Raw genomic sequence first — 24,522 nt, 5'->3', positions numbered from 1 at the left:
AAAAAAATATTAAACCAATAAAGAATAGTGACAAATAAAAATTATGAAGAAAATAAAATCAAAAAATTTGGAAAATGGAATTTCACCATTTCTACTACTTAATACAGCAATAGCATCACAAACAATGAGTGAAGAGAAATACCGCAAGCAAGCAGCCACATTTCTTGCCCATGAAACCGATTCAAAATTTGAAGAACGATTCGAGAAACTATTAACAACTAAAAGATTTAAAAATTTAATAACCTCCAACGCATTAACAATAGAAAACTTCGGATCCAATGCTTTCCTTGCAGGACCGTTAACAAACAATAGAATGTGGTCAATATATCTTCACCTAATATCAAAAAATGGAAAAAAGATTTCAGATTTTTCTGAATACAGAGACAAAATAGAAAGAGAAATAATTATTGGAAATTTTTCAAACGCCAATAATTTAATTGAAGAATTTAAAGATATTTTCGGTGAATCAGTTTGGTATGTAAGAACAAAAATGTTAATTCTGATTTCAGAAGAAAAAACAGAAGAACTAGAAGAATTCTGCAATAACAGTAAAGACAGGGCGGGAGAGTCATTGGCAAGGTTCATATTTCATTGCTGCCAATTAATCATAGGGTCTGATGACCCATCATTGCATTTAAAAACTTTAATATCTAGAAGTGCAATAGAGTTTAAAGAGGCAAAATTATTAGAAACTGCTAGTTTTCTTGAACTTGTTTTTACACCTTTTCCCATAAAGGGGAATTACGACTATTCAAATAGTTTAAGTAGACTACAGGGCTTTCCAGTAATTGATCAATACTGTTTCATTTTATCAATATTACGTCTATCACTTGCTGAATTTAAAGCAACGAATATAAAAACAATTCCAAATATTGATGCTATCTTCAAAACATTAAATGACAACATTACTGACCCAACACTTAAGCAAATGTTCAATAACTACTTTGACATTTCTGAAAAAAATACTTGCTCGCTAGGCTTAATATTAATTGATAACTACACCTCTGGGCATTATGATAAAACCATAAAAATTTATTTTGACAATGTCGAGAAAATAAAAAATCCGCTTGCCTACATAAATTTAATCGCAAAAAGTTATGCTTATCTTGGAGAAATACCAGATTTTCCAATATCCAAAGGAATACTTAAAAAAACGATTATACAACTTGCTTTAATTTATAAAATAGATCCCCTTTGGACGCAAGCTGAAGAACAAATAATAACAACAGCGATAAAATACCACTCACTGACTTATGGATCTCATATTCAACTAGCTCTATATAAAGCATTGCCAAACAAATATGAGGAAAACAACCCAAAACTCGCAGCCTATATTTCTATAGCAACTGATCCAAACGTCACACCTTTAACATATACAATGGCGGACAAAAAAAGCAATAAAATGTCATTAAATATGAATGAAAAAATAGAAGACATTCCAAAATATAGAATAATAAAAGAAAAAATAGCAGAATTTGACATCAATACTGATTGTGAATATTTTTTTGAATCTTTTAAAAATTCAACTCCACTCATAAAGGATTACATTGAGCTAATATCAGAAAAATATTTATCCATTGGAAAAGAGGAAGAACTTATTTTACTAGCAGCACCTTTGCTTGTATCAGATCCGAATAGGCACGTATGCTTTCCTCTTTTTAAAATGATCAATATAATTGAGGATAGGTCAATATGTAGCATTAGTGCCGTGATAGTCGCTTTTTTTTATAATCGCTATACATCACCTCATAAAGATTATGTTTTAAACGAATCATTTGAGGGTTTCCTGCATAGTATGAAGATAAAAAAACCGAGTGATTTACTATCAACAATAAAAAAACTTAACGATCTTGAAGTATTGTTTTTCAAAGATATTTGTGTATCAGAAATCATGGATTTTCTTAGCTGCTTCAAAAATACAAGAGAACTACATGCAGAAAGAATAAGAATATTAGATTTACTATTGGAAAAACAGGCTTTGAATTCAGAGACTCGTATGATTGAAGTGGAGGAAATTATTCAAAGAGTTATTGTAGAGGCTGGCGCTAGTGACTTTAATGGATCGAAAATATATGTCGACGGGACAGCTATAAAAAAGAAACATTCTGATGAAATGATTTCACTTTCTACGCTTTATAGACAAGCAAAAGATTCGGGAGAGGAGAGATTTACGATTATCAGTGATGAATTTAATTCTGTAGGTATGGTGCAAGCATATGCATCTGGAAACAAAAATACAACCATCGTAAAGATGTTTAATTTACTTTGCGATGCTTTTAAGTTTGATGAAAAATATGGGCTAGACAAAAATTTAAGTGCGGAAATAAGGCATGGATTTTTCTCCAATTTAATGCACGCTCGACTTGAAGAGAGGAAATTAGTAACAGAAGTAGATGACAATGGAAAATATAAACAAAATTCCTATTGGAGAGAAGCAAACTCTTTAGTAAGAGATGAAATCTGGACAATGATAGAGGCTGATCTACAAAAGTTCACATCGTCATTCAATAAGCTTATTGCAGATGCAGAAGAATGGATGAAAATTGCGATCTCTTCTGACCAACCGAACCGTGCATTTAGTTATGTTTTCCAGAAAACTGAATTTGACCAGCTTAAGAATTTTGTTGACATAACAACTGACCATGAAAAAATTTCGGATTATATTCTTAAAATAATTTGGGTGATAACAGAAGAATCTCTTAAGAAAATACGCGATAGTTTGAATGGCCCCTTCCGAGATAATGTTGATAAACTTTTTGAAAAACTTGAATCAGATATAAAAATAACAAAAAAAACACTTGCATTAAAAGAATTGATGGCGGAAATTGGATATGCTAGAAATGAAATAAAAGAAGATATAACCATTGCTGCGGAATGGTTTAAAAGAACTGAAATAACGGAAGTAAAAGCGGGAACATTAGATAATGTACTTTCCATTGCCATAAGTTCTTTTGAGCAAGTCAAAGGTGGCGCCTTTGCTATTGAGAAAAAGGCACCGTTCAATCTCCCGCTACTATTCATTCAAAGCAATGCAGTAAAGCCATTTATAATTTCAATTATAAACATTCTCGACAACTGTTACCGACATAGTGGGTTAGGACACGCAACCCGCGTTGAGATAAGCGGAATCCCTCATTATAATGGCGCAAAAATAATAATTAAAAATAACTTGAGTCAAGAGAAGTTTAATTTACTTACACCTGACTTTTTATCCGGAATAAAGGAAAAAATACTTAATGCCGACTCCGGAAACTTAATCACAACAGAAGGTGGATCTGGATTAGTCAAAGCGCACAATGCAATTTCATCATTTGGCTCAAGTTCAACAGTGACAATTTCTTTAGATAATTTACAATTTTGCGCGGAGATTACATATGAGCCTTGAAATACTTTTCATTGAAGATAACCCGCACAAAAGACTCAGGACAGCGGAATTTGTTACTTCATTAAATTCAAAAATAAATATAACAGAGGCCTGCTCGTTCACCAGTGGAATTCAAGCTCTCGAAAACAAAAATTTCCCATTAATTTTACTAGACATTAGCTTGCCAACTTATGACAAAATCGCATCGGAGGCTGGAGGACGTTTTCGAACATTGGCAGGAAGAGAGATTGCACGTAAAATAATGCGTGAGAAAATAAATAGCAAAATAATCTTTATAACTCAATATGCCACATTCAGTGATAAAGGTGCATCATATACCTTTGAAGAATTAAAAATTGAACTTTCTAAAGAATGTGGTCCACAGTTTGCGGGAATGGTTTTCTACGATAGCTCGCAATCTGCCTGGAAGGAAACAATAATGAAAGTCATAAAGGCAATGATGGAATGAAAATATTAATTACAGACGACGACCCCAAACGGCGTCAAAGCATTTTTGATCATTTTATCGAAAAGGGAATTTCAATAGCGTCTGATATATATCAAGCAGATTGTACAGATCAAGCAAAAAATCTCCTTGAGAATTTTATTTTTGATGTTCTTATTTTAGACATTGTATTGCCAAAACGAAGTAATGAAAATCCTCAGTATCATCATGGATTAGCATTACTAGGTCAAATAACAAGGTCAAATCATCTTAATAAGCCTGATAGGATAATAGGAATAACGGCTCATCTGGAAGACATTAAGTCATATCAGGATGAGTTTTCAAAATTTTGCCTAATAGTTATCGAAGCAAATAAATCATCTATAGGATGGAAAACTAAAGTTTCCAATGCGCTCACTTATGTATCAGAATCAAAAACAACAAGACACATAAAGAGTGTATCACTTAACGCGATAACGGTACATGGGATTAGAACATTTGGATCTTGGCAAAATAGACTTAAAATTTTAACTCACTCAAATTTATGCGTTATTCCTTTTCATAACTATAGCTATGGATATTTTTCTGCATTTTCTTTTCTCATTCCAATGCTTAGAATGAGAGAAATTGATAAGTTAGAGAGACATTTTCTAAATTTATTTCAAACAAATAAGAATTGTGAATTTATAATTTTTTGCCACAGCTTTGGGACATACTTGGTTGCAAATTCACTAAGAAGAATAATCAAAGAGAATAAAATTCCAATTAAGACCATCGTTATGTGTGGGAGTGTTTTAAAGCGCGATTTTGATTGGAAAATCTTTAGAGACAACGAAATAAAAATCATCAATGATTGCGCTGATAAAGACTATGTCTTATGGCTCAGTGAAGGTCTAATTCTAGGAACTGGAATGGCGGGAAAAACAGGATTTCATGGATTTCAGGATAGTTTTTTTACAAATAGATTTTTCAATGGCGGTCACAGTTCCTATTTTAGCGATCATTTTATGAAAAAATATTGGCTTCCTCTTTTTTTTACAAGTCAAGAAGTAGCTTGTAGTCAAGAAAGAGAGTCATCAGTAATAAAACATGAGATACTCGAAAAAGTAGTATTACTATTTGGAAAAATAAAGCCACTCATCTATATGGCAGCAGTAATTTTACTGGTAATATATTTATCATTGTGGTCAAGTATATTTTAATAATTAGCTAAAATAATAATTAGCTAAAATGAATTGTGTTTCCATATAAAAAGCCGCTGTCTCCCGACAGCGGCTTTTTCATCCCTACCCCAGCAGCAGCACCTTGATCCAAGGCACAGCGCTGAAAATAGATTACCCCACAAACTTCCGCGCATTCCTGAACATGCGCATCCAAGGCGAATCCTCGCCCCATGCTTCAGGGTGATACGACTGTTGCACGCTGCGGAACACGCGCTCCGCGTGCGGCATCAGCACGGTGAAGCGGCCGTCTGGCGTGGTGACGGAGGTGATGCCTTCCGGCGAGCCGTTCGGGTTGTACGGGTACGCTTCGGTGGCGGCACCCTTGTTGTCGACGAAGCGCATGGCTTTGCTGACTTGGGTGATGTCGCCCGTTTGCGAGAAGTCGGCGTAGCCTTCGCCGTGGGCGATAGCGATGCCGGCTTGCGTGCCGGCCATGCCGTTGAAGAAGATCGATGGGGAGTCCATCACTTCGACCATGGCAAAGCGGCCTTCGAATTTCTCCGACTTGTTGCGCGTGAACTTGGGCCAGGCGTGGGCGCCGGGGATGATGGATTTCAAATTGCTCATCATCTGGCAGCCGTTGCAAATACCCAGGCCGAAGCTGTCCGTGCGGTTGAAGAAGCGCGCGAACTGTTCCGCCAGGCTGGCGTTGAACAGGATGGTTTTCGCCCAGCCTTCGCCCGCGCCCAGCACGTCGCCGTACGAGAAGCCACCCACGGCGATGACGCCCTGGAAGTCGTCCAGTTTCACGCGGCCGGCAATCAGGTCGCTCATGTGCACGTCGACAGCCGTAAAACCTGCCTGGTGCATCACGTAGGCCGTTTCGATATGCGAGTTGACGCCCTGCTCGCGCAGGATGGCGACGCGCGGACGCACGCCGGTGGCGATGAATGGCGCGGCGATGTTCTCGTTCTGGTCAAACGTGACGATAGCCTTCATGCCCGGATCTTGCACGTCCAGCAGGCGGTCGTATTCGGCGTCGGCGCAAGCCGGATTGTCGCGCAGGCGGGCGATGCGCCAGCTCGTTTCGCTCCACAGGCGGTGCAGGTCAGCGCGCGGCTGGGTGTAAATCAGCTTGGCGTCGCGCGTGAATTCGATGACGTCGCGGTCGTTCAATTTGCCGATGATATGGCTGCAGGCGCCCAAATTAAACGTGCGCAGCACGTCCATGACGAGCGATTTTTCTTCCGCGCGCACCTGGATGACGGCGCCCAGCTCTTCGCTGAACAAGGCGCGCAGGGTCAGTTCGTTGCGGCGTTCCGCTACCTGGCCCGTCCAGTTCTTGGCGTCGCCCCAGTCGCTGGAATGCTCGCCTTCCATGGTCAGCATGTCCAGGTTGACGGACATGCCCGTGTGGCCGGCGAAGGCCATTTCCGTCAGGGTGGCGTACAGGCCACCGTCCGAACGGTCATGGTAGGCCAGCAGCTTGTCGTCGCTGTTCAATTTCTGGATGGCGGCGAAGAAGCCTTTCAGGTCTTCCGCACTGTCCACGTCCGGCGTTTCATTGCCCAACTGCCCCATGACTTGCGCCAGGGCGGATGCACCCAGGCGGTTTTTGCCGCGACCCAGGTCGATCAGGATCAATGACGTGTCGCCCTTGTCCGTTTTCAGCTGCGGCGTGAGCGACTTGCGCACGTCGGTGACTGGTGCGAACGAGGAAACGATCAGCGACACTGGCGACGTGACGGATTTCGCCGCGCCCGTGCTCTCGTCTTTCCACGTCGTGCGCATCGACAGCGAATCCTTGCCGACGGGGATGCTGATACCCAGCGCGGGGCACAGGTCCATGCCGACGGCTTTGACCGTGTCGTACAGGGCTGCATCCTGGCCAGGCTGGCCGCAGGCCGCCATCCAGTTGGCGGACAGCTTGATGTCGGAAATGTCGGCAATCGCCGCGGCGGCGATGTTGGTGACGGCTTCGCCCACGGCCATGCGGCCCGAGGCGGCGGCGTCGATGACGGCCAGCGGCGTGCGTTCGCCCATGGCCATCGCTTCACCCAGGTAGCCTTCAAAACTCATGGTGGTGACGGCGCAATCGGCCACCGGCACTTGCCATGGCCCCACCATCTGGTCGCGCACGGTCATGCCGCCCACGCTGCGGTCGCCGATGGTGATGAGGAAGGATTTGTCGGCCACGGTCGGCAGCAGCAGCACTTTTTGCGCCACATCCTTCAAGTCCATGCCCGTCAAGTCAATCGCCGGGAAATCGTTGGCCACGTGGACCACGTCGCGCTGCATCTTTGGCGGCTTGCCCAGCAAGACATCCATCGGCATGTCGACCGGCTCGTTGCCCAGTTCCGGGTCGATCAATTTCAGTTGACGCTCTTCGGTGGCCACGCCAACGGCGGCGAACAGACAGCGTTCGCGTTCGCACATGGCTTTGAACAGTGGCAGGCTTTCCGGCGCGATGGCGAGAACGTAGCGTTCCTGCGATTCATTGCTCCAGATTTCCTTCGGCGCCATGCCCGATTCTTCCAGCGGGATCTTGCGCAGGTCGAAAATCGCGCCGCGCTTGGCGTCGTTGGTGATTTCCGGGAAAGCGTTCGACAAGCCGCCCGCACCCACGTCGTGGATCGAGATGATCGGATTGTCTGCGCCCATTTGCCAGCAGGCGTTGATGACTTCCTGGGCGCGGCGTTCCATTTCCGGATTGCCGCGCTGGACGGAATCGAAGTCCAGGTCGGCCGTGTTGCTGCCGGTGGTCATCGACGAGGCGGCGCTGCCGCCCATGCCGATGCGCATGCCCGGGCCACCCAGTTGCACCAGCAGGCTGCCGACGGGGATGTCGTTCTTGTGCGTGTGCTGCGCCGAGATATTGCCGATGCCGCCCGCGATCATGATCGGCTTGTGGTAGCCGAACACCGCATCGCTGTCGACGCCGACGTTCTGTTCATACGTGCGGAAGTAGCCGCCCAATACAGGACGGCCGAATTCGTTCGAGAATGCGGCGCCGCCCAGCGGGCCGTCGATCATGATTTGCAGTGGCGAAGCGATGCGCTCAGGCTTGCCATATTGGTCAGCCTCGGAGCGCGATGCCAGCGGCGCCGTCACGGAAGCGGCCGTTTCCCAGCTGCGCACGGCATCCGGCAGCGACAGGTTCGAGACGGTGAAACCCGTCAAACCGGCTTTTGGCTTGGCGCCGCGGCCCGTCGCGCCTTCGTCGCGGATCTCGCCGCCCGCGCCCGTGGAGGCGCCTGGGAATGGGGAGATGGCCGTCGGGTGGTTGTGCGTTTCCACCTTCATCAGGGTGTGCGTCAGTTCGGTCGACGCCGCGTATTCGTGACTGTCACCGCGCGGGTAGAAGCGCGACACGGTAGCGCCTTCCATGATGGACGAGTTGTCGCTGTAGGCGACGACGGTGCCCTTCGGCTGCAGTTCGTGCGTGTTCTTGATCATGCCGAACAGCGACTTGGGCTGCGCCACGCCGTCGATGGTCCAGTCGGCGTTGAAGATCTTGTGGCGGCAATGTTCGCTGTTCGCCTGCGCGAACATCATCAGTTCCACGTCCGTCGGGTTGCGGCCGGCCTTGGTGAAGGCGGCGTCCAGGTAGTCGATTTCGTCGTCCGACATCGCCAGGCCCAGTTCCGTGTTCGCCGTTTCCAGCGCGCGCTTGCCCTGCCCCAGCAAGTCGATCGATTCGAGCGGACGCGCTTCCAGGGTGCGGAACAAGTCCTTGGCGTCGTCTGCGCTGCGCAGCACGGATTCCGTCATGCGGTCGTGCAGCAGGTCGGCCACAGCGTTCAACTGCGCCTCAGTCAATTTGCCGGCGCCAATGGCGCTGCCCAGGATGCCCGATTTCAGGTTGATGCGGAAAGCGATGCCGCGTTCGACGCGCTTGATGTGCGCCATGCCGCAGTTGTGCGCGATGTCGGTGGCTTTCGAGGCCCACGGCGAGATCGTGCCGAAACGGGGGATGACGAAGAATTCTTCGGCAGCGCCTTCCGTATTGTCAGCCTGGGCCGGCTCGCCGTACGTCAGCAAGGCGCCAAGGCGCGTGCTGTCGTCGTCGGTGAGAGGCGCGCTGGCATCGATGAAATGGACATAGCGTGCTTGTACGGCAACAATCGCAGGCGAGACGACTTGCAGTTGGCTTAACAGACGGTGGCTACGGAAATGGGACAGGGCATTGGAACCCGGCAGTATCAACATGATTGGAAGGTGGTTGATGCAGCGTGGCTGCGGGTTAAAGGTAGGTATGACAATATCTTTCGTACGGCAAATTTCCTTTGCGCGCATTATACCCGTTTTACCCCTGCTTTATGACCGGAACTTATGGCTTTCCGGCCATTTCCGCCCTGAAAACGGCAGTTTTTGCCAACTTGCAACAACCAGCCCGTGCGACCGTCAGGCGATCACATAGCGGTTCTTGCCTTGCCGCTTGGCCAGGTACAGCGCCTCGTCGGCCAGCCGGTAGCTGTGGCCCAGTTCCTTGCCCCGGTCCAGTTCGGCCACGCCCACGCTGATCGACACGAACTGTGTCGCATGGAAAGCCTGGCTGACTGCCTCGACCAGACCGCCGGCAAAGGCGCCCGCTTCTTCGCGGCTGCCCGCATACACGATGCCGAACTCTTCGCCGCCCAGGCGCCCGCACAGATGGCCTTGCGCCTTGTCGGCGATGATGGCGGCCGTGCGCACCAGCACCTCGTCGCCTGCATCGTGCCCCTGCTGGTCGTTGATGATCTTGAAATCGTCAATATCGATCATCAGGAAATGCAGCATGCCGCCATGGGCCGCGCCATGCATCTGCTGGGCGCGCTGCGTGAACATGCGGCGGTTGTTCAAGCCCGTCAGGCTGTCCTGGAAGGCCAGCCGCGTCAATTCCACCTTGGAGTGATAATTACGCAAACGCAATAAACTGAAGCTGACATTCAGCGCCAGGCCGAACAGCACGCTGACGGCGATCATCAATGGCACCCAGGATTGGTCGGGCAAGCCCGCGTTGACGGGGTACAGGCCGTGGCCCACGTTCCACCAGATGCCGGCCACCACGGCAAGGTAGCTGAGGCCGCCATTGAAGATGGAGGCGATGGCCAGGGTCAGGAAGACGCCCACGGGCAAGACCCAGAAGCTGGCGTGCTGGACGGCGTCGGCCATGGTGCGCAGGCCAAAAGTCAGGGCCAGCACGGCGCAGGCGCCGGAAATGGTCAGCACGGGCAAGGTGGTGCAGCGGTAGCGCGCCACCAGGCTGGCCAGCATGCCCAGCAGCGCCAGCACGGCGTGCAGCAGGTTCGGATGATAGGGATCGGGCATCATCAGCCAGGTCAGGCTGTAGGCAATGATGCCCATCACTTGCGTGACGAGGCCGACGCGGTGCAACTCCGCAAAATAGGTATGCTGCTGTTCGCTGTTGCCGCCAAATGCAAGGGGAACGGCAACGCGCCGCAAGGTAGACAGATCAGGAATGCGCATGACGGGTATCGACACCAGAGAGGGATAAAGCGCCCGGTAAAGCCTTGCGCATGCCTGGCCGCGACTTGGCGCGGCATGCAACAAGTGTTGCATTTTTAAAATACTATCATGCTAGTCAAGGAATGGATGGAAAAACAGGCACCGGTGTGTCATGAAATACCACGCCGGACGGCGCCGGGCATCCCTGCCCTCGCGCGGCGCGCCCGATTGCATGCATTTTGCTGGCAGTGTCTCCCGGCTTTGCAGTATGCTGATAAAAAGTAATACTGCCACGCAGATACCTATAAGAAGAGTTCCCGCAAATGACCGAACAGATGAACGAGAGCTGAACCATGCCAGAAACTAGCGACTTATCTGTCCTGATCGTCGACCCGAACCCCAGCATGCGGGGAAATCTGCACAATATGCTGAACCAGGCGGCCATCAGCAAGGTGGAATATGCCGTCAATTCCGGCACGGCCATCCGCTTGCTGATGAAGAAACCGTTCGACATCATCCTGTGCGAATACGATCTTGGTAGTGGCACGGACGGCCAGGATGGCCAGCAATTGCTGGAAGACTTGCGCCACCACAAGCTGATCGGCCTGTGGACGATCTTCATCATGCTGACCTCCGAAGCCATTCACAGCAAGGTGATCAGCGCGGCCGAACTGACCCCGTCCGACTACATATTGAAACCGTTTACCGTCGATGTGCTGAGCGGACGCATCGCGCGCGCCATCGAACGGCGCGCCATTTTCCTGCCTACCTATCAGCTGATCGACAAGGGCGACTTGCGCGAAGCCGTGAAAAGCTGCCGCGCGGCCGAACTGCAGCACCCGCGCCTGGCGGCCGATTTCACCCGCCTGCGCGCCGAGCTGCACATTGCCCTCGATGAATGGAAGGAAGCGGAACAGCTGTACGCCGACATGCTGGCCACGCGCCCCATGGCCTGGGCACACCTGGGACTGGCGCGCACCCTGTTCGAACAGCAGCGCCATGAAGAGGCGCAGGAGGCGCTGCTGCAACTGGTGGAGACTTATCCCCGCTTCATGGCCGCCTACGATTTGCTGGCGCAAAACCATGAAGCCATGGGCCAGCAGATACAGGCGAAGAAAGTCCTCGAAGACGCGGTGGCCATCTCGCCGCACATGGTGGGCCGTCTGCGCCACCTGGGCGGCATCGCCTACGACACGGGCGATATCGGCGCGGCCGAACGGGCCTACAAGCAGGTGGTCACCAAAGCCAAATATTCGGAGTTCCGCGACCCGGAAGACCACGTCAACCTGGTGAAAACGCTGGTCAAGAAAGGCGATGCGCCGCAAGCGAGCGGCGTGCTGCGCGACATGGAGCGCTCTCTGCGGGGCAGCGCCAACGTGGAAGCCTGCCGCGCCATCTCGGCCGCCATGCTGCATGAATTGTCCGGCAACGACATCGCCGCCGCCGCCGAACTGCACCTGGCCGCCGCCGCCCTGGACACGGCGCGCGGCCTGTCGACGCAGCTGAAGGTAGGCCTGGTGCAAAGCTGCCTGAAAAACAACCTGGAGCAGGCCGCCTCCGAGGTCATGATGAAACTCGTCAACGAAGCCGACAGCGACGTGACGATGGAAGAGGCCGTCGACGTGTTTGAAAAAGCGGGCCGGCATGACCTGGCGCAAGGCATGGGCCAGCAGATCACGCACCAGGTACAGGAATTGATGCAGGATGCGGCCAGCAAGTCGGAAAGCGGCGAGCTCAAAGGAGCCGTCTTCGTGCTGCGCCAGGCCCTGCGCAAGACGCCAGGCAACCTGCCCGTGCTGTTCGCCTCCGTCGACGCCATCTTGCGCCAGCTCAACATGCTGGGCTGGGAAGCCCCGCTGGCCGAACAGGCGCAGCACCAGATGCAGGTGATCCGCAAGATCGACCCCAGGCATCCGCAACTGGAATCGCTCAAGCAGCAATACGAAGCGACGCAGCACAAATACGGTATCGCGACCTGATCTGATTGACGATTTTCGTCGTTCCACCTGTTAAGAACCTGCCTGGCGGAATGACGGTTGTTTTTCCGCGTCTCGGCAAGACCAGCTTCATCGACAGTCCCGATGCCATGTGTGAACGTAATGGGGGTGCGTGCGATCTACGCATAGGCGCATTTTCACGAAACCGATTTTCTGTGAAGTCTGCTTCGGCGCGACCACTCCCGGCGACGGCAGCCGGCCGGGAGCATGTAAGTTAGTATCGATTTTCCATCTGCATGCAGGTTTCTTGGGATAATGCCGTTTCCTGGCTTATTTTGAAAGTGCGATAGTGGCTATAACGGATGTATCGACCCTGTTCTTTGGCATGACACTCAACATGTCGATCATGGCCGTGGCGCTCCCCTACTTCATGGGGCGTGTGAACCGTGCCGCGCGGTATGCACAAGCCGGCATCATACTGCAAACGTTGGGGTGGATTTTCCTGCTGTGCTCAAACTCCTTTGAACGGGGCAGCTGGGCCGATCACCTGCTGTCGACGATGGCAATGGGCAGCGTCTCGGGCGGCATGGTATTCAACGCCATGGCCTTTCAATTGTGGTACGGGCGCAAGGCGAGTGCTCGCGCTCCAGCCGCCATCGCCATACTGATGACAGTCGGTTACAGCATCGGTTTTTCCGACTATCCATTCAGGGTAGGCTGGGCGAATGGCCTGCTGGCGTTACAGATTGCAACCATCATAGTTCCCCTGTGCCGTACGCCACAGTTGGCAGTCGGACGCTGGCGCTGGCTATTAATCATCTGCCTGACAGTTCAAATGCTGGTACTTGCCGGCCGCGCCGTGCTGGGCGCGTTCTACACCGCCGAGTTTCCGAATTTTTTTGGACCGTATCTGATCAACCGAGTGTTTGCCTTGTCATCGAACTCGATGATGATGATGTCGGTGGTGGCCATTCTTCTGGCACACCGCGACGAGGCAGCCCGGGAACTGGAACGGCTGGCGACGCTGGACGGTCTGACCGGCGCGTTGAACCGCCGCGCCTGGGTACTGAAGTCCGAGATCGACCTGGCCAGCAGCTTGCGATACAAGCAGCCGCTCGGCGTGTTGATGCTTGACCTGGACTATTTCAAGCAAATCAACGACCAGCACGGCCATGCCGGTGGCGACAGGGCGCTGCAAGTTTTCGTCGCTGGCTTACGGGCCGTCAGCCGTGTCGGCGATCTCTTCTGCCGCTACGGCGGCGAGGAATTCTGTGTGCTCCTCAACCGTGCCGACTTTGCGTCGATCATGGCTTACGACGAACGCCTGCGGCAGTGGCTGGCGCGGCATTCGCTCAAGGAGCTGGGGTTCGAACTCTCTTACAGCGGAGGCATCGCCATGCGCATGCACAATACCGACACCATGGAGAATATGCTTGAACGTGCCGACGTCGCGCTCTACAAAGCCAAGTCGCAGGGGCGTGGCTGCACGCTTGCCAGCTCGGAAATGCTCTGCGCATAAACCGGAAGCTTTGTATGTCTGCACAGTTTGCTGAGCTGCAGTGACGTACGTTGAAAGTTTGCCAGCCGCTCCTGGGGCTTAATCCGCCCTGCGCGCCACCGTCGCCACCACCCGTTCAATCAACGCCGCAATCATCGGCCGGCAAGGCGGCAGCACACACGCCAACCTGGCAGCGGCGCGTGCTGCGTCGAGTGCATGCCCGGCGCGAAGGCAAGCCGCGCAGCTTCGATTAACGCTCGCCCCTGAGCGTGTAGTCACGTAGGTCGGATTAGCGTAGCGTAATCCGACACCATTGTTGGCGCCGTAGCGTCGGATTACGCGGCGTGTCGCCGCTAATCCGACCTACGCTTCACCCGCGCCAACACTACTAAGTAGGTCGTGGGAAATTATTGTGAAGTTATGACGAACAGAACCGGATGCTCTGCAAGGCGCCCGCTGCGACGCAGTGCGAGCACTGCTAGCAGCGGGCAACACCGCAGAGCGCCGGTTATGGAAGTCAGAAATCACAATAATTTATTGGGGGTTACTTAGTTGTATTGCGAATTTCCGACAATGACGGCGTAGACTTGAATGGTGTCAAACTACGCTCAACAAGTGAGGTCGCGGAAGCTCTTGAGAAAATCGGTGCCGACAACCCGGACATGACCGTTTCTGTCGAGGCCACCGATTCCAAATGGTATGAGTCTATCGGCAAGGCCATTTACGGTAGCCACCGGGCGGGGTTTTCAGGTGAGCGATTTCGCGTACTCATCGACGGCAAGCCTCTGGAAGCCTGACCTAAACCGCCTGCTGCCGGCCAGGAGCAGCCATAGCATCTGACTTCGCCAACAAAATTTCTTATATCAAATGTCAACAATATTGTACTCGGCAGTTAATGCGCCAACTTCCTATGGAAGTTTCCTGTTCACGGTGCCACATCTTCTAATCGGGATGGCATTGCTATGGGCAAGCTGGCGCCGGAAGTGCTGGGTTAAAGGTATGAGTGGTCTTGCGGGCCTTATTGTCCAGACTTTTTTCGGAGGAATTTTCTTTTTCGTAACTGCCTATTCCATGACTGAAGGTTGGCTCGATACTTTAACCTGTCGTACTGCGCTTCGAGAAGGCAATGTATCAATAGTGACGGGGACGCTAAAAGTCAATAAAACGTTTAACAAACCTGGTTACGGATATATTGATTTCGATATTGACGGACATTCTTATACTACGCAGACTGAAGGGCCAGGGTGTGACTGTGGGTATATTCAATCGGTTGGGCGACATGTTCTACGCGCTAAGAATACTCAGGTGAAGGCACAATTACTGAATGGAAATATTCTGAGTCTAGAGTCAATTCATTGACCGAACTTCTGCTTTGGGGCCAAAGCAGACGTACACGACGGCCAGGGATAAGATGGCGCAGGTTTTCCTGGCAAGACTAATGCCACGGCTAAAGCAATGCTGCCGATGGCTTCAGCTGCTTACCTTTCAGCACAGTCGGATTACGGACCTACCGGGCCTAATCCGCCCTGCGCGCCACCCTCGCCACCACCAGTTCAATCAACTCCGCAATCAACGGCCGGAACGTGGCTGCATCGCCGCCCTGCCCCAGCATGACGGTGCGCGTGGTCAGGTGCGAGAAGACGGCGTCGAACAAAATCTGCGGCAGGTTGGAAAACGAGGTATCGGGCGCGATGCGGCCTTGGGCGCGCTGCTGCTCCAGCAGGCGCAAGATCAATGCATGCCACACTTGCGGGCCGTGCTCGTACCAGGTCTGGCCCACGGCCGGCACGGCAGCCGCGCCCGTGACGACCAGTCGGTAGAAATCCACGTGGCGGGGGCTGGTGACGACGGCTACCAGTTCATCGAGGATCAGCTGCAAGCCCTGTTCCAGGCCGGCTTGCGAGGTATCGAGCTGGCGCAGGGCGATGATGAAGTCGGCGCACAGATATTCGACCACCGCCACCAGCAGCTCCTGCTTGCTGCCGAAGTAGCGGTAGGCGGTGGCTTTCGAGCCGCCCGCCTCGGCCACGATGGCATCCATGCTGACGCCGTCGTAGCCGGAGGCGAGGAAGAGGTCCGCCGCCGCCACCAACAGCTTGCGGCGCCGCTCCTCGCTTCGGGTACTCGGGGAAGCTGGAACGGTGCGCAACTGGGGCATGAAGCAAACTCTTACTGTGTCTTGGGAAGCGCGTATGCTATCACGTAATCTCCCCGGTCCGGACTCTGGCGGGCGCCGCCCGCCACCACCACGACGTACTGGCGGCCCGACCTTGGCGACACATACGTCATCGGCGTGCCTTGCGAACCGACCGGCATGCGCGCCTTCCACACTTCACGGCCCGTGGCGATATCCATGGCGCGCAGATAGTAATCCTGCGTGCCCGCATAAAACACCAGGCCTGACGCCGTGCTCATGCCGCCGCCCAGGGTCGGCATGCCCAGCGGGATGGGCAGCCTCGCCTTGACGCCATTGACCACCGCATCCTGCACCGTGCCGGCCGGACGCTCCCACACTTTTTTCTTCGTCTTGAGGTCGATGGCGGCAAACACGCCCCAGGGCGGGCTTTGGCAGGGTATGCCCAGCGGCGAATTGAAGGCCTTGTGGTCGATGACGAACGGCGTGCCATCCATCGGATAGGTGCTGCCCACGCCGTGGCCAGCCGTCAGCTTGGCCACGTCCACCGTTTCGCGCGGCACCAGCTTGACCACTTGCGGCATGCGGATGTCGTTGACGAACATATAGCCATTGCTTTCATCGACGGCCGCGCCGCCCCAGTTGAAGCCCCCGTAGTAGCCCGGATAAATCAGCGTTTCGCGGGTGCTGGGCGCCGTGAACTCGCCCTGGTAATTGAGCTTGCGGAAGCTGATGCGGCACGCCAGCTGGTCGAAGAAGGTGGCGCCCCACATGTCGCGCTCCGTCAGCGTATCAGCACCGAGGGCCGGCATGCCGGTGGAGTATGGCTGCGTTTTTGACACCCAGTCGCCGGCCGCGTGCTCCTGCGGCACGGCTTTTTCGATGACTTCGGCGATGGGCTTGCCCGTGCGGCGATCCAGCATGAAGATCTGGCCACGCTTGGTCAGCTGCACCAGCGCGGGGATTTTGCCGCCCTTGCCGTCCGGGACATCGTACAGGGCCGGCTGCGCGGCCACGTCGTAATCCCAGATATCGTGGTGGACGGTTTGATACGTCCAGCGCTCGCGGCCCGTGGCCATGTCGAGGGCGACGATGGCCGACGCATATTTTTCCGTCAGCGGCGGACGCTTGCCGCCCCAGAAGTCGGGCTGCTCATTCCCCGTCGGCAGGTACACCAGGCCCAGTGCATCATCAAAAGCGGGCGCCGACCACATGTTCGGCGTGCTGCGCGTGTAGGTCTGCCCTTCCGGCGGCAGCTTGGTAATGGCCGGATTGCCCAGATCCCAGGCCCACACCAGTTCCCCCGTGTCGGCGCTGTAGGCGCGCACGACGCCCGATGGTTCATCGGTGGAGCGACCGTCAAAGACCCAGCCGCCGAGGATGATCAGGTTGCGCGCCACCGTGGGTGCCGACGTGTAGGCGTAGTACGGCACGTTCATTTTCACTTTGCCCAGGCCGACGGTCAGGTCGACGGAGCCCTTGTCGCCGAAGCCTTCGCACTGCTTGCCCGTCTGCGCGTCGATCTGAATCAGACGCGCATCCATGGTCACTTGCACGATGCGCTTCGCGCAGGCGCCCGCCACCGGCGCGCTGGCCGCCTGCATGCCGTCAAAACGGAACGGATTCGTCACTTTCGCCGGCTCGTAGTAGCCGACGCCGCGGCAGCGGTTCCATGTTTTGATGTTGGCCGGCTTCGGGTCGAAGGTCCAGCGCTGCTTGCCCGTGTCCGCGTCGAGCGCGATCACCTTGCTGGTCGGCGTACACGTATAGATGGTGTCGCCGATCTGCAGCGGCGTATTCTGCGCTTCGGAAGCGCCTTCGGCCACCTCGCCCGTGCGGTAGCTCCACGCCACTTGCAACTGGTCGACATTGGCCTTGTCGATCTGCGTGTACGGCGCGAAGCGCGTGCCCGTCGGCCCATAGCCGTAATGCGCCCAGTTGGCGCTGCCGTCATTGATGGCCGTCACGGCATCCTGCTGCGGCTGCGCGGTGGCATCCAGCACGCCATGCGGCTTGAACATGGCAGCGAAACCGGCTGCCAGCACGACGGCAAACAGCGCGGCGAAACCGCGCGACTGGCCAGCGTGTGCACGACCGGCCAGCCAAGGATGCAGCAAGGCGGCGACCAGGCCGATAACGAGGAACGGTGCCAGGCGCGGCACCATGGGCCAGAAGGCGAAGCCGATTTCCCACACGGCCCACAGCAAGGTGGCCAGCACCAGCACGCCGACAACGCCACTGGCGAAGGGCTTGCGGCGCACATACAGCACGCCGGCCAGGATCAGGCCGAGACCGGCCAGCAGGTAATACCAGGAACCGCCAAGGGTGATGAGTTCGATGCCGCCCGCCGCCAGGGCCAGGCCGGAAAGTCCGAGGAAAATACCAAAAACCGCCAGCGCTATGCGCTTGCCCCTGGAGACCGCCGGGATCGCCGCCGCTCCGTTCTTTGTTGAAGTGTCCATTTTTTATCCATGACGCCTCCCCTGCCCAGGCAAACACGCCGAGGGATGGCTGATTTTTTAAATCTACGTAGTGAAACTGTACTGTACGGTTTCATTTTATGCCGATTTTTGACGCAAGGAAAGAAAAATTGATGTGGGAGCTTGATTTTTGGCGGGGATGAGGGCGTTGGGGGATTGTCGGATTACGCGCTTTCGCGCTAATCCGACCTACCCGACCTACCGGACTTGGCCGGGTTTAATGCGTAGGTTGGATTAGCGCAAAGCGCGTAATCCAACAAACACAGGCGCGCCGGTTGTTACAGCGATGCCATGTCGATCACAAAACGATATCTGACGTCGCTCTTCACTACTCGCTCAAACGCCTCATTGATATCCTGGATGCGGATGATCTCGATATCCGACACAATATTGTGCTTGCCGCAGAAATCCAGCATTTCCTGGGTTTCCTTGATCGAGCCGATCATGGAACCGGACAGGCTGCGGCGCGCGCCGACCAGGCCGAAGGCGTTCACGGGCGGCACGGCGCCGTCGGGGATGCCGACGATGACCATGTTGCCATCGACTTTCAGCAGGTTGATGTACTGGTTCCAGTCGATGGAGGCGCCCACGGTGCAGATGATCAAATCAAACGTGCCGGCCAGCTTTGTAAACGTTTCCGCATCGTTGGTGGCGTAGTAATGGTCCGCGCCCAGGCGCAGGCCGTCTTCGCGCTTCGACAGGGTCTGGCTCAGCACCGTCACTTCGGCGCCCATGGCGTGGGCGATTTTCACACCCATGTGGCCCAGGCCACCCATGCCCAGGATGGCGACTTGCTTGCCAGGGCCGGCCTTCCAGTGGTTCAGCGGCGAATACAGCGTGATGCCGGCGCACAGCAGCGGCGCGGCGGCGTCCAGCGGCAGGTTGTCGGGAATCGACAGCACATAGCCTTCCTTGACGACGATGCTGTCCGAGTAGCCACCCTGCGTGGCCGTCTTGCCATCGGCTTCGACACCGTTGTAGGTCTGAATCAGGCCTGGCATGTACTGTTCCAGGTCCACGTTGCGCGTCTTGCAGGTGGTGCAGGAATCGACGAAGCAGCCCACGCCCACGTGGTCGCCCACCTTGAACTTGCTGACATTGGCGCCGACGGCCGTGACGACGCCGGCGATTTCATGGCCGGGCACCATCGGGAAGGCTGCGCCGCCCCATTCGTCGCGCGCCTGGTGGATGTCGGAATGGCATACGCCACAGTATTTGATAGAGATGGCCACGTCGTCTTCGCGCGGGGCGCGGCGCTCGAACGTGAACGGTTGCAGTGCGGAAGTCGGGCCCAGTGCGGCGTAGCCTTTGGCGATGGTGGTCATGAAAACTCCTGTATCTATATGTGTGTGACGAAGGGGACGCGTGCCTTGCATGCGATTGCACAAGTGTGCCCGAGAAGCCCGCGAGCCGTTACCGCGATCCTGCAAGACCTTTGCACGATCCTCCAAATCTGCGTAAGATCACGCCCTGCCCTTCCCTACCTGACGCATACTGGCCCACATGTCCACCCTGTCCACACAGATCCCCCCGCAAGATGAAATCGCCGCCCTGATCAGCCGCCACGCGCCGCGCAACGGCGACTACGCCACGGCCATCGGCAACCTCACGTTTCACCGCCAGTCTTCGGTCACCGAGTCGCTGTTCCATGCGGCGCGCCCCAGCGTGGCGATCATCGCGCAGGGGGCGAAAGACGTCACCTTGGGCACGGAAACCTTCCATTACAGCCGCATGCAGTATCTGCTGACCTCCGTCGACCTGCCAGTGCAGGTGCGCGTGGCGCAAGCGAGCGAAGAACAGCCGCATTTATGCGTGGTGCTGGGCATCGACATCGCCGACGTGGCGGCGCTGCTCGACAGCGAAAGCACCAGTGGCGCAGCTGGCAGCGCGCAGCAGAAAATCCTGCCCGCCACGCGCGGCATTTCCGTCAGCGACGTCTCGCCCGAGCTGCTCGACGCCATGCTGCGCCTCGTGCGCCTGCTCGACAAACCGGGGGAAATCGCCGCGCTGGCGCCATTGATCCGTCGCGAGCTGACGTACCGCCTGCTCAATGGCCCCGTCGGCGCGCGCCTGCGCCACATGGCGCTGGCCAGCAGCCAGTCGCACCAGGTGGGGCAAGCCATCGACTGGATCAAGCACCATTACGCGCAGCCGCTGCGCATCGAGCACCTGGCCGGCATGGCGAACATGAGCATGTCGTCGCTGCACCACCATTTCAAGGCGATTACGGCGATGACGCCGATGCAGTACCAGAAGCTGCTGCGGCTGCAGGAAGCGCGACGCTTGATGCTGGTCGAGCAGATCGACGCCGGCACGGCCGGCTACCGCGTCGGCTACGCCAGCGAATCGCAGTTCAGCCGCGAATACAGCCGCCAGTTCGGCCGCGCGCCCATGCGCGACGTGGGCCAGGTGCGCGCGCAACTGAGCGGCGCCAATGCCAGTGCTGACAGGGCCTATTCCGGCTTGCCGTAACCGCCGCCGCCCGGCGTTTCGATGACAAAGACGTCGCCTGCTTGCATGTCGGTCTTTCCGATATGCGCCAGATGCTCCACCGTGCCGTCCACCCGCTCGACGTAATTGCGTCCCAGCGCGCCCGGCGCGCCGCCAGCCATGCCGAAAGGCGGATGGATACGGTTGTTAGACAGGATCGCCGCCGTCATCGGTTCAAGAAAGCGCACCCGGCGCACGCCGCCATTGCCGCCGTGCCAGCGCCCCGCCCCGCCGGAGCCGGCGCGGATGCTGTAGCTGTCCAGCCGCACGGGGAAGCGCCATTCCAGAATTTCCGGGTCCGTCAGGCGCGAATTGGTCATGTTCGTCTGCACCACGTCCGTGCCGTCGAAGCCGGGACCGGCACCCGAACCGCCCGATATCGTCTCGTAATACTGGTACTTTTCGCTGCCGAACGTGAAATTGTTCATCGTCCCCTGCGAGGCGGCCATCGCCCCCAGCGCGCCATACAGGGCGTTGGTGATGCAGGTCGAGGTTTCCACATTGCCCGAGACGACGGAGGCCGGGTACTGCGGATTGAGCATCGAGCCGGGCGGGATGATCACGGTCAAAGGCTTCAGGCAGCCCGCGTTCAGGGGGATGTCGTCGTCGACCAGGGTGCGGAACACGTACAGCACGGCCGCCATGCAGACGGCGGATGGCGCGTTGAAATTGTTCGGCAGCTGGCTTGAGGTCCCCGTGAAGTCGATGACGGCGCTGCGTGCCGCCACGTCAACCCTGATCGCCACCTTGATCTGCGCGCCGTTATCCAGCGCCAAAGCGTAGCTGCCATCTTTCAGGGTCGTGATGACCCGGCGCACGGCTTCCTCGGCGTTGTCCTGCACATGGCCCATGTAGGCTTGCACGACCGGCAAACCGAAATGCGCGACCATGTTATGCAGTTCCTCGGCCCCCTTCTGGTTGGCCGCCACCTGGGCGCGCAGGTCGGCCACATTCTGCTGCGGCTTGCGCGCCGGCCAGCTGGCGCCCGCCAGCAGGGCCAGGGTTGCCTCTTCGCGCATCACGCCCGTGGCGCCGTCGACCAGCTTGAAATTGTCGATCAACACGCCCTCTTGCTCGATGCGCGTGGAGTCGGGCGGCATCGAGCCGGGCGTGGTGCCGCCGATGTCCGCATGGTGGCCGCGCGAACCCACGTAGAACAGGATGGCCTCGCCCGCTGCATCGAAGACGGGGGAAATGACCGTCACGTCAGGCAAGTGCGTGCCGCCGTGATAGGGGTCGTTCAGCATGAAGACGTCGCCCGGCCGCATGGCGCCCGCGTTGCGCGTCATGACGGTGCGGATGCTCTCGCCCATGGAACCCAGATGCACGGGCATATGCGGCGCATTCGCGATCAAATGACCTTGTGCGTCAAAGATGGCGCAGCTGAAATCGAGCCGCTCCTTGATGTTGACGGAATGGGCCGTATTTTGCAGGCGCAGGCCCATTTGCTCGGCAATCGACATGAAGAGGTTATTGAAAATTTCCAGCATCACGGGGTCGGCGCCCGTCGCTGTTGGCAAACCCTTGGCGTGCCGCTCGGGCAAGGCGGCGACTCTGCGCAAGATCAAATGGCCGTGCGCCGTCACGTCCGCGCGCCAGCCCGGTTCGATCACGGTGGTGGCGTTGGCATCGCTGACGATGGCCGGGCCATCGATGGCGTCGCCAGGACGCAGGCTGTCTGCCCCATACAGGCCGCTGTCGCGCCAGGCGCCGGCGCAGTACATGGCCACCGTCGCCAATGGCGCCAGCGCGCCGGCGCGCGGCGCATGGACCGGCGTGGCCACTGCCGGCGCATCGGACGCGCCGATGGCTTCCACGGAAATGGCTTCGACGATCAAGGCGCGCGCCGGCATCAAAAAGGAAAAGCGCTTTTTGTACGCCGCTTCGAACTGCGCCTGCATGCCCGTCAGCGTATCGAACAGCACGACGAGGGCCGTATCCGTGCCTTCATAGCGCAAATGCACGCGCGACACCAGCGCGATGCGGTCTAGCTCCACGCCCTGGCGCAGCAAGTCGCCCCGCGCCAGCTCGCCCAGTTGCATAAAATCGGCGGCCAGGTCCACGCCCAATGCCGCCTCGATGGCCTGTTCGCGCATGGCGCTCTGGTCGGCCAGGCCCATGCCGTAGGCCGACATCACGCCCGCCAGGCTGTGGATGAAGACCGTGCGCATGCCCAGCGCGTCGGCCACCAGGCAGGCGTGCTGGCCACCCGCACCGCCAAAGCTGGTGAGCGTGTATTCGGTAACGTCGTGACCGCGCTGCACGGAAATCTGCTTGATGGCGTTGGCCATGTTCCCCACGGCGATGGCGACATAGCCTTCGGCCACCTGTTCCGGCGTCGCGTTCACCGTGCGCGCCAGCGCTGCGAACTGGGCGCGCACGGTGGCCGCGTCCAGCGCTTCATCGGCGTCGGGGCCGAAGACGCGGGGAAAGAAGGCCGGCTGCAGCTTGCCCAGCATGACGTTGCAGTCGGTGACGGCCAGCGGGCCGCCGCGCCGGTAGCTGGCGGGGCCGGGGTTGGCGCCCGCGCTGTCCGGCCCCACCTTGTAGCGGGCGCCGTCGAAGTGCAAGATGGAGCCGCCGCCGGCGGCCACCGTGTGAATGCTCATCATGGGCGCGCGCATGCGCACGCCGGCGATCTGCGTCTCGAACACGCGTTCGAATTCGCCCGCGTAATGCGACACGTCCGTCGAAGTGCCGCCCATGTCGAAGCCGATGACCTTATCGAAACCGGCCAGCGCGCTGGCGCGCACCATGCCGACGATGCCGCCCGCGGGGCCGGACAAGATGCTGTCCTTGCCCTGGAAGGCGCGCGCATCCGTCAAGCCGCCGTTCGACTGCATGAATTGCAGGTGCACGCCGGGCAGCTCCATCGCCAGCTGGTCGACATAGCGGCGCAGAATCGGCGACAGATAGGCGTCGACCACCGTGGTGTCACCGCGCGCCACCAGCTTCATCATGGGGCTGACCTCGTGCGACACGGACACTTGCGTAAAACCGGCTTCGCGCGCCAGCTGCGCCACCCGCGCCTCGTGCGCGTGGTAGCGATAGCCGTGCATCAGCACGACGGCGATGGCGCGCACGCCGCGCGCATAAGCCTGTTCCAGGGCGGCGCATGCGGCTACTTCATCGAGCGGCGTGACCACCTCGCCGTGGGCGCCCAGGCGTTCATCGATTTCGATCACGTCGCCATATAGCAGTTCCGGCAAGATGATCTGGCGCGCGAACAGCTGCGGGCGGTTCTGGTAGGCGATGCGCAAGGCGTCGCGAAAACCGCGCGTGATGGCCAGCACGGTCGGTTCGCCCTTGCGTTCGAGCAGCGCATTGGTCGCCACGGTGGTGCCCATCTTGATGGCGCCCACCCGCTCCACGGGCAGGGGCGCGTCAAGCGCCAGGCCCATCAGCCGGCGCATGCCGGCCAGCGCCGCGTCGCGGTACTGGCCCGGGTTCTCCGACAGCAGTTTATGCGTGGCCAGGCTGCCGTCGGGACGGCGCGCCACGATGTCCGTAAAGGTGCCGCCCCGGTCGATCCAGAATTGCCAATCCATCGTCCTGCCCCCCGT

13 protein-coding genes are annotated in these 24,522 nt (G+C 56.1%); 7 read left to right on the top strand and 6 right to left on the bottom strand.

What is annotated here, in order from left to right; all coding sequences use genetic code 11:
* Positions 1-43 precede the first annotated feature (43 nt).
* The 3 genes from C8C92_RS27235 to C8C92_RS14385 are packed head-to-tail and all read left to right on the top strand — an operon-like array spanning position 44 to position 5,011.
* A complete protein-coding gene (locus C8C92_RS27235) occupies positions 44-3,385 on the top strand; it encodes a hypothetical protein (protein WP_133250754.1) in 3,342 nt (1,113 codons plus the stop codon).
* Positions 3,375-3,833 carry a response regulator gene (locus C8C92_RS14390; RefSeq protein ID WP_116744324.1) on the top strand — a complete coding sequence of 153 codons (459 nt, stop codon included), beginning with the start codon at positions 3,375-3,377 and terminating at the stop codon, positions 3,831-3,833. The genes C8C92_RS27235 and C8C92_RS14390 overlap by 11 nt, the downstream gene beginning before the upstream one ends.
* Entirely contained in the window at positions 3,830-5,011 is a 1,182-nt protein-coding gene (locus C8C92_RS14385; protein WP_116744323.1) for a response regulator, read from the top strand. Before C8C92_RS14390 ends, C8C92_RS14385 begins: the two co-directional genes overlap by 4 nt.
* Positions 5,012-5,143: 132 nt before the next feature.
* Here the strand turns inward: C8C92_RS14385 and purL are convergent, their stop codons facing one another.
* Positions 5,144-9,181, bottom strand: a complete 4,038-nt coding sequence (purL, locus tag C8C92_RS14380; protein ID WP_116744322.1) for a phosphoribosylformylglycinamidine synthase — start codon at positions 9,179-9,181, stop codon at positions 5,144-5,146.
* Between the two features lie 195 nt (positions 9,182-9,376).
* The gene (locus C8C92_RS14375) at positions 9,377-10,441 is read right to left on the bottom strand and encodes a GGDEF domain-containing protein (RefSeq protein ID WP_133250753.1); all 1,065 of its coding nucleotides are present in this window, start codon (positions 10,439-10,441) and stop codon (positions 9,377-9,379) included.
* Positions 10,442-10,773: 332 nt separating this feature from the next.
* Between C8C92_RS14375 and C8C92_RS14370 the strand changes: the two genes are divergently transcribed.
* From C8C92_RS14370 to C8C92_RS14360, 3 genes are all read left to right on the top strand, one after another.
* Positions 10,774-12,399, top strand: coding sequence for a response regulator (locus C8C92_RS14370; RefSeq protein ID WP_116744320.1), 1,626 nt, complete (start codon positions 10,774-10,776; stop codon positions 12,397-12,399).
* A gap of 355 nt (positions 12,400-12,754) precedes the next feature.
* Positions 12,755-13,876, top strand: coding sequence for a GGDEF domain-containing protein (locus tag C8C92_RS14365; RefSeq protein WP_243420212.1), 1,122 nt, complete (start codon positions 12,755-12,757; stop codon positions 13,874-13,876).
* A gap of 566 nt (positions 13,877-14,442) precedes the next feature.
* Positions 14,443-14,652 (top strand): hypothetical protein, encoded by a 210-nt coding sequence (locus tag C8C92_RS14360; protein ID WP_099763910.1) that lies wholly within the window; start codon positions 14,443-14,445, stop codon positions 14,650-14,652.
* A 719-nt stretch (positions 14,653-15,371) separates the two neighbouring features.
* On the opposite strand, the gene C8C92_RS14355 is transcribed toward C8C92_RS14360, so the two are convergent.
* The 3 genes from C8C92_RS14355 to C8C92_RS14345 all read right to left on the bottom strand — a co-directional run bounded on the left by C8C92_RS14355 (position 15,372) and on the right by C8C92_RS14345 (position 19,794).
* Positions 15,372-16,013: a TetR/AcrR family transcriptional regulator gene (locus tag C8C92_RS14355; protein WP_116744319.1), complete on the bottom strand. Its 642-nt coding sequence runs from the start codon at positions 16,011-16,013 to the stop codon at positions 15,372-15,374.
* A gap of 11 nt (positions 16,014-16,024) precedes the next feature.
* On the bottom strand, positions 16,025-18,451 hold the full coding sequence (locus C8C92_RS14350; protein ID WP_116744318.1) for a membrane-bound PQQ-dependent dehydrogenase, glucose/quinate/shikimate family: 2,427 nt from the start codon (positions 18,449-18,451) through the stop codon (positions 16,025-16,027).
* Positions 18,452-18,747: 296 nt separating this feature from the next.
* Positions 18,748-19,794: an NAD(P)-dependent alcohol dehydrogenase gene (locus tag C8C92_RS14345; RefSeq protein ID WP_116744317.1), complete on the bottom strand. Its 1,047-nt coding sequence runs from the start codon at positions 19,792-19,794 to the stop codon at positions 18,748-18,750.
* A gap of 178 nt (positions 19,795-19,972) precedes the next feature.
* Here C8C92_RS14345 and C8C92_RS14340 point away from each other — a divergent pair, with 178 nt between their 5' ends.
* Positions 19,973-20,941: an AraC family transcriptional regulator gene (locus tag C8C92_RS14340; protein WP_165829444.1), complete on the top strand. Its 969-nt coding sequence runs from the start codon at positions 19,973-19,975 to the stop codon at positions 20,939-20,941.
* Here the strand turns inward: C8C92_RS14340 and C8C92_RS14335 are convergent.
* Positions 20,923-24,507 carry a hydantoinase B/oxoprolinase family protein gene (locus C8C92_RS14335; protein WP_116744316.1) on the bottom strand — a complete coding sequence of 1,195 codons (3,585 nt, stop codon included), beginning with the start codon at positions 24,505-24,507 and terminating at the stop codon, positions 20,923-20,925. The two genes, C8C92_RS14340 and C8C92_RS14335, sit on opposite strands and share 19 nt — an antisense overlap.
* Positions 24,508-24,522: the final 15 nt, after the last annotated feature.

Origin of the sequence: Janthinobacterium sp. 78, from assembly GCF_003096775.1 — a bacterium.
Lineage (GTDB): Bacteria > Pseudomonadota > Gammaproteobacteria > Burkholderiales > Burkholderiaceae_D > Janthinobacterium > Janthinobacterium tructae.
This window is presented reverse-complemented; position numbering and strand designations above follow the sequence as displayed.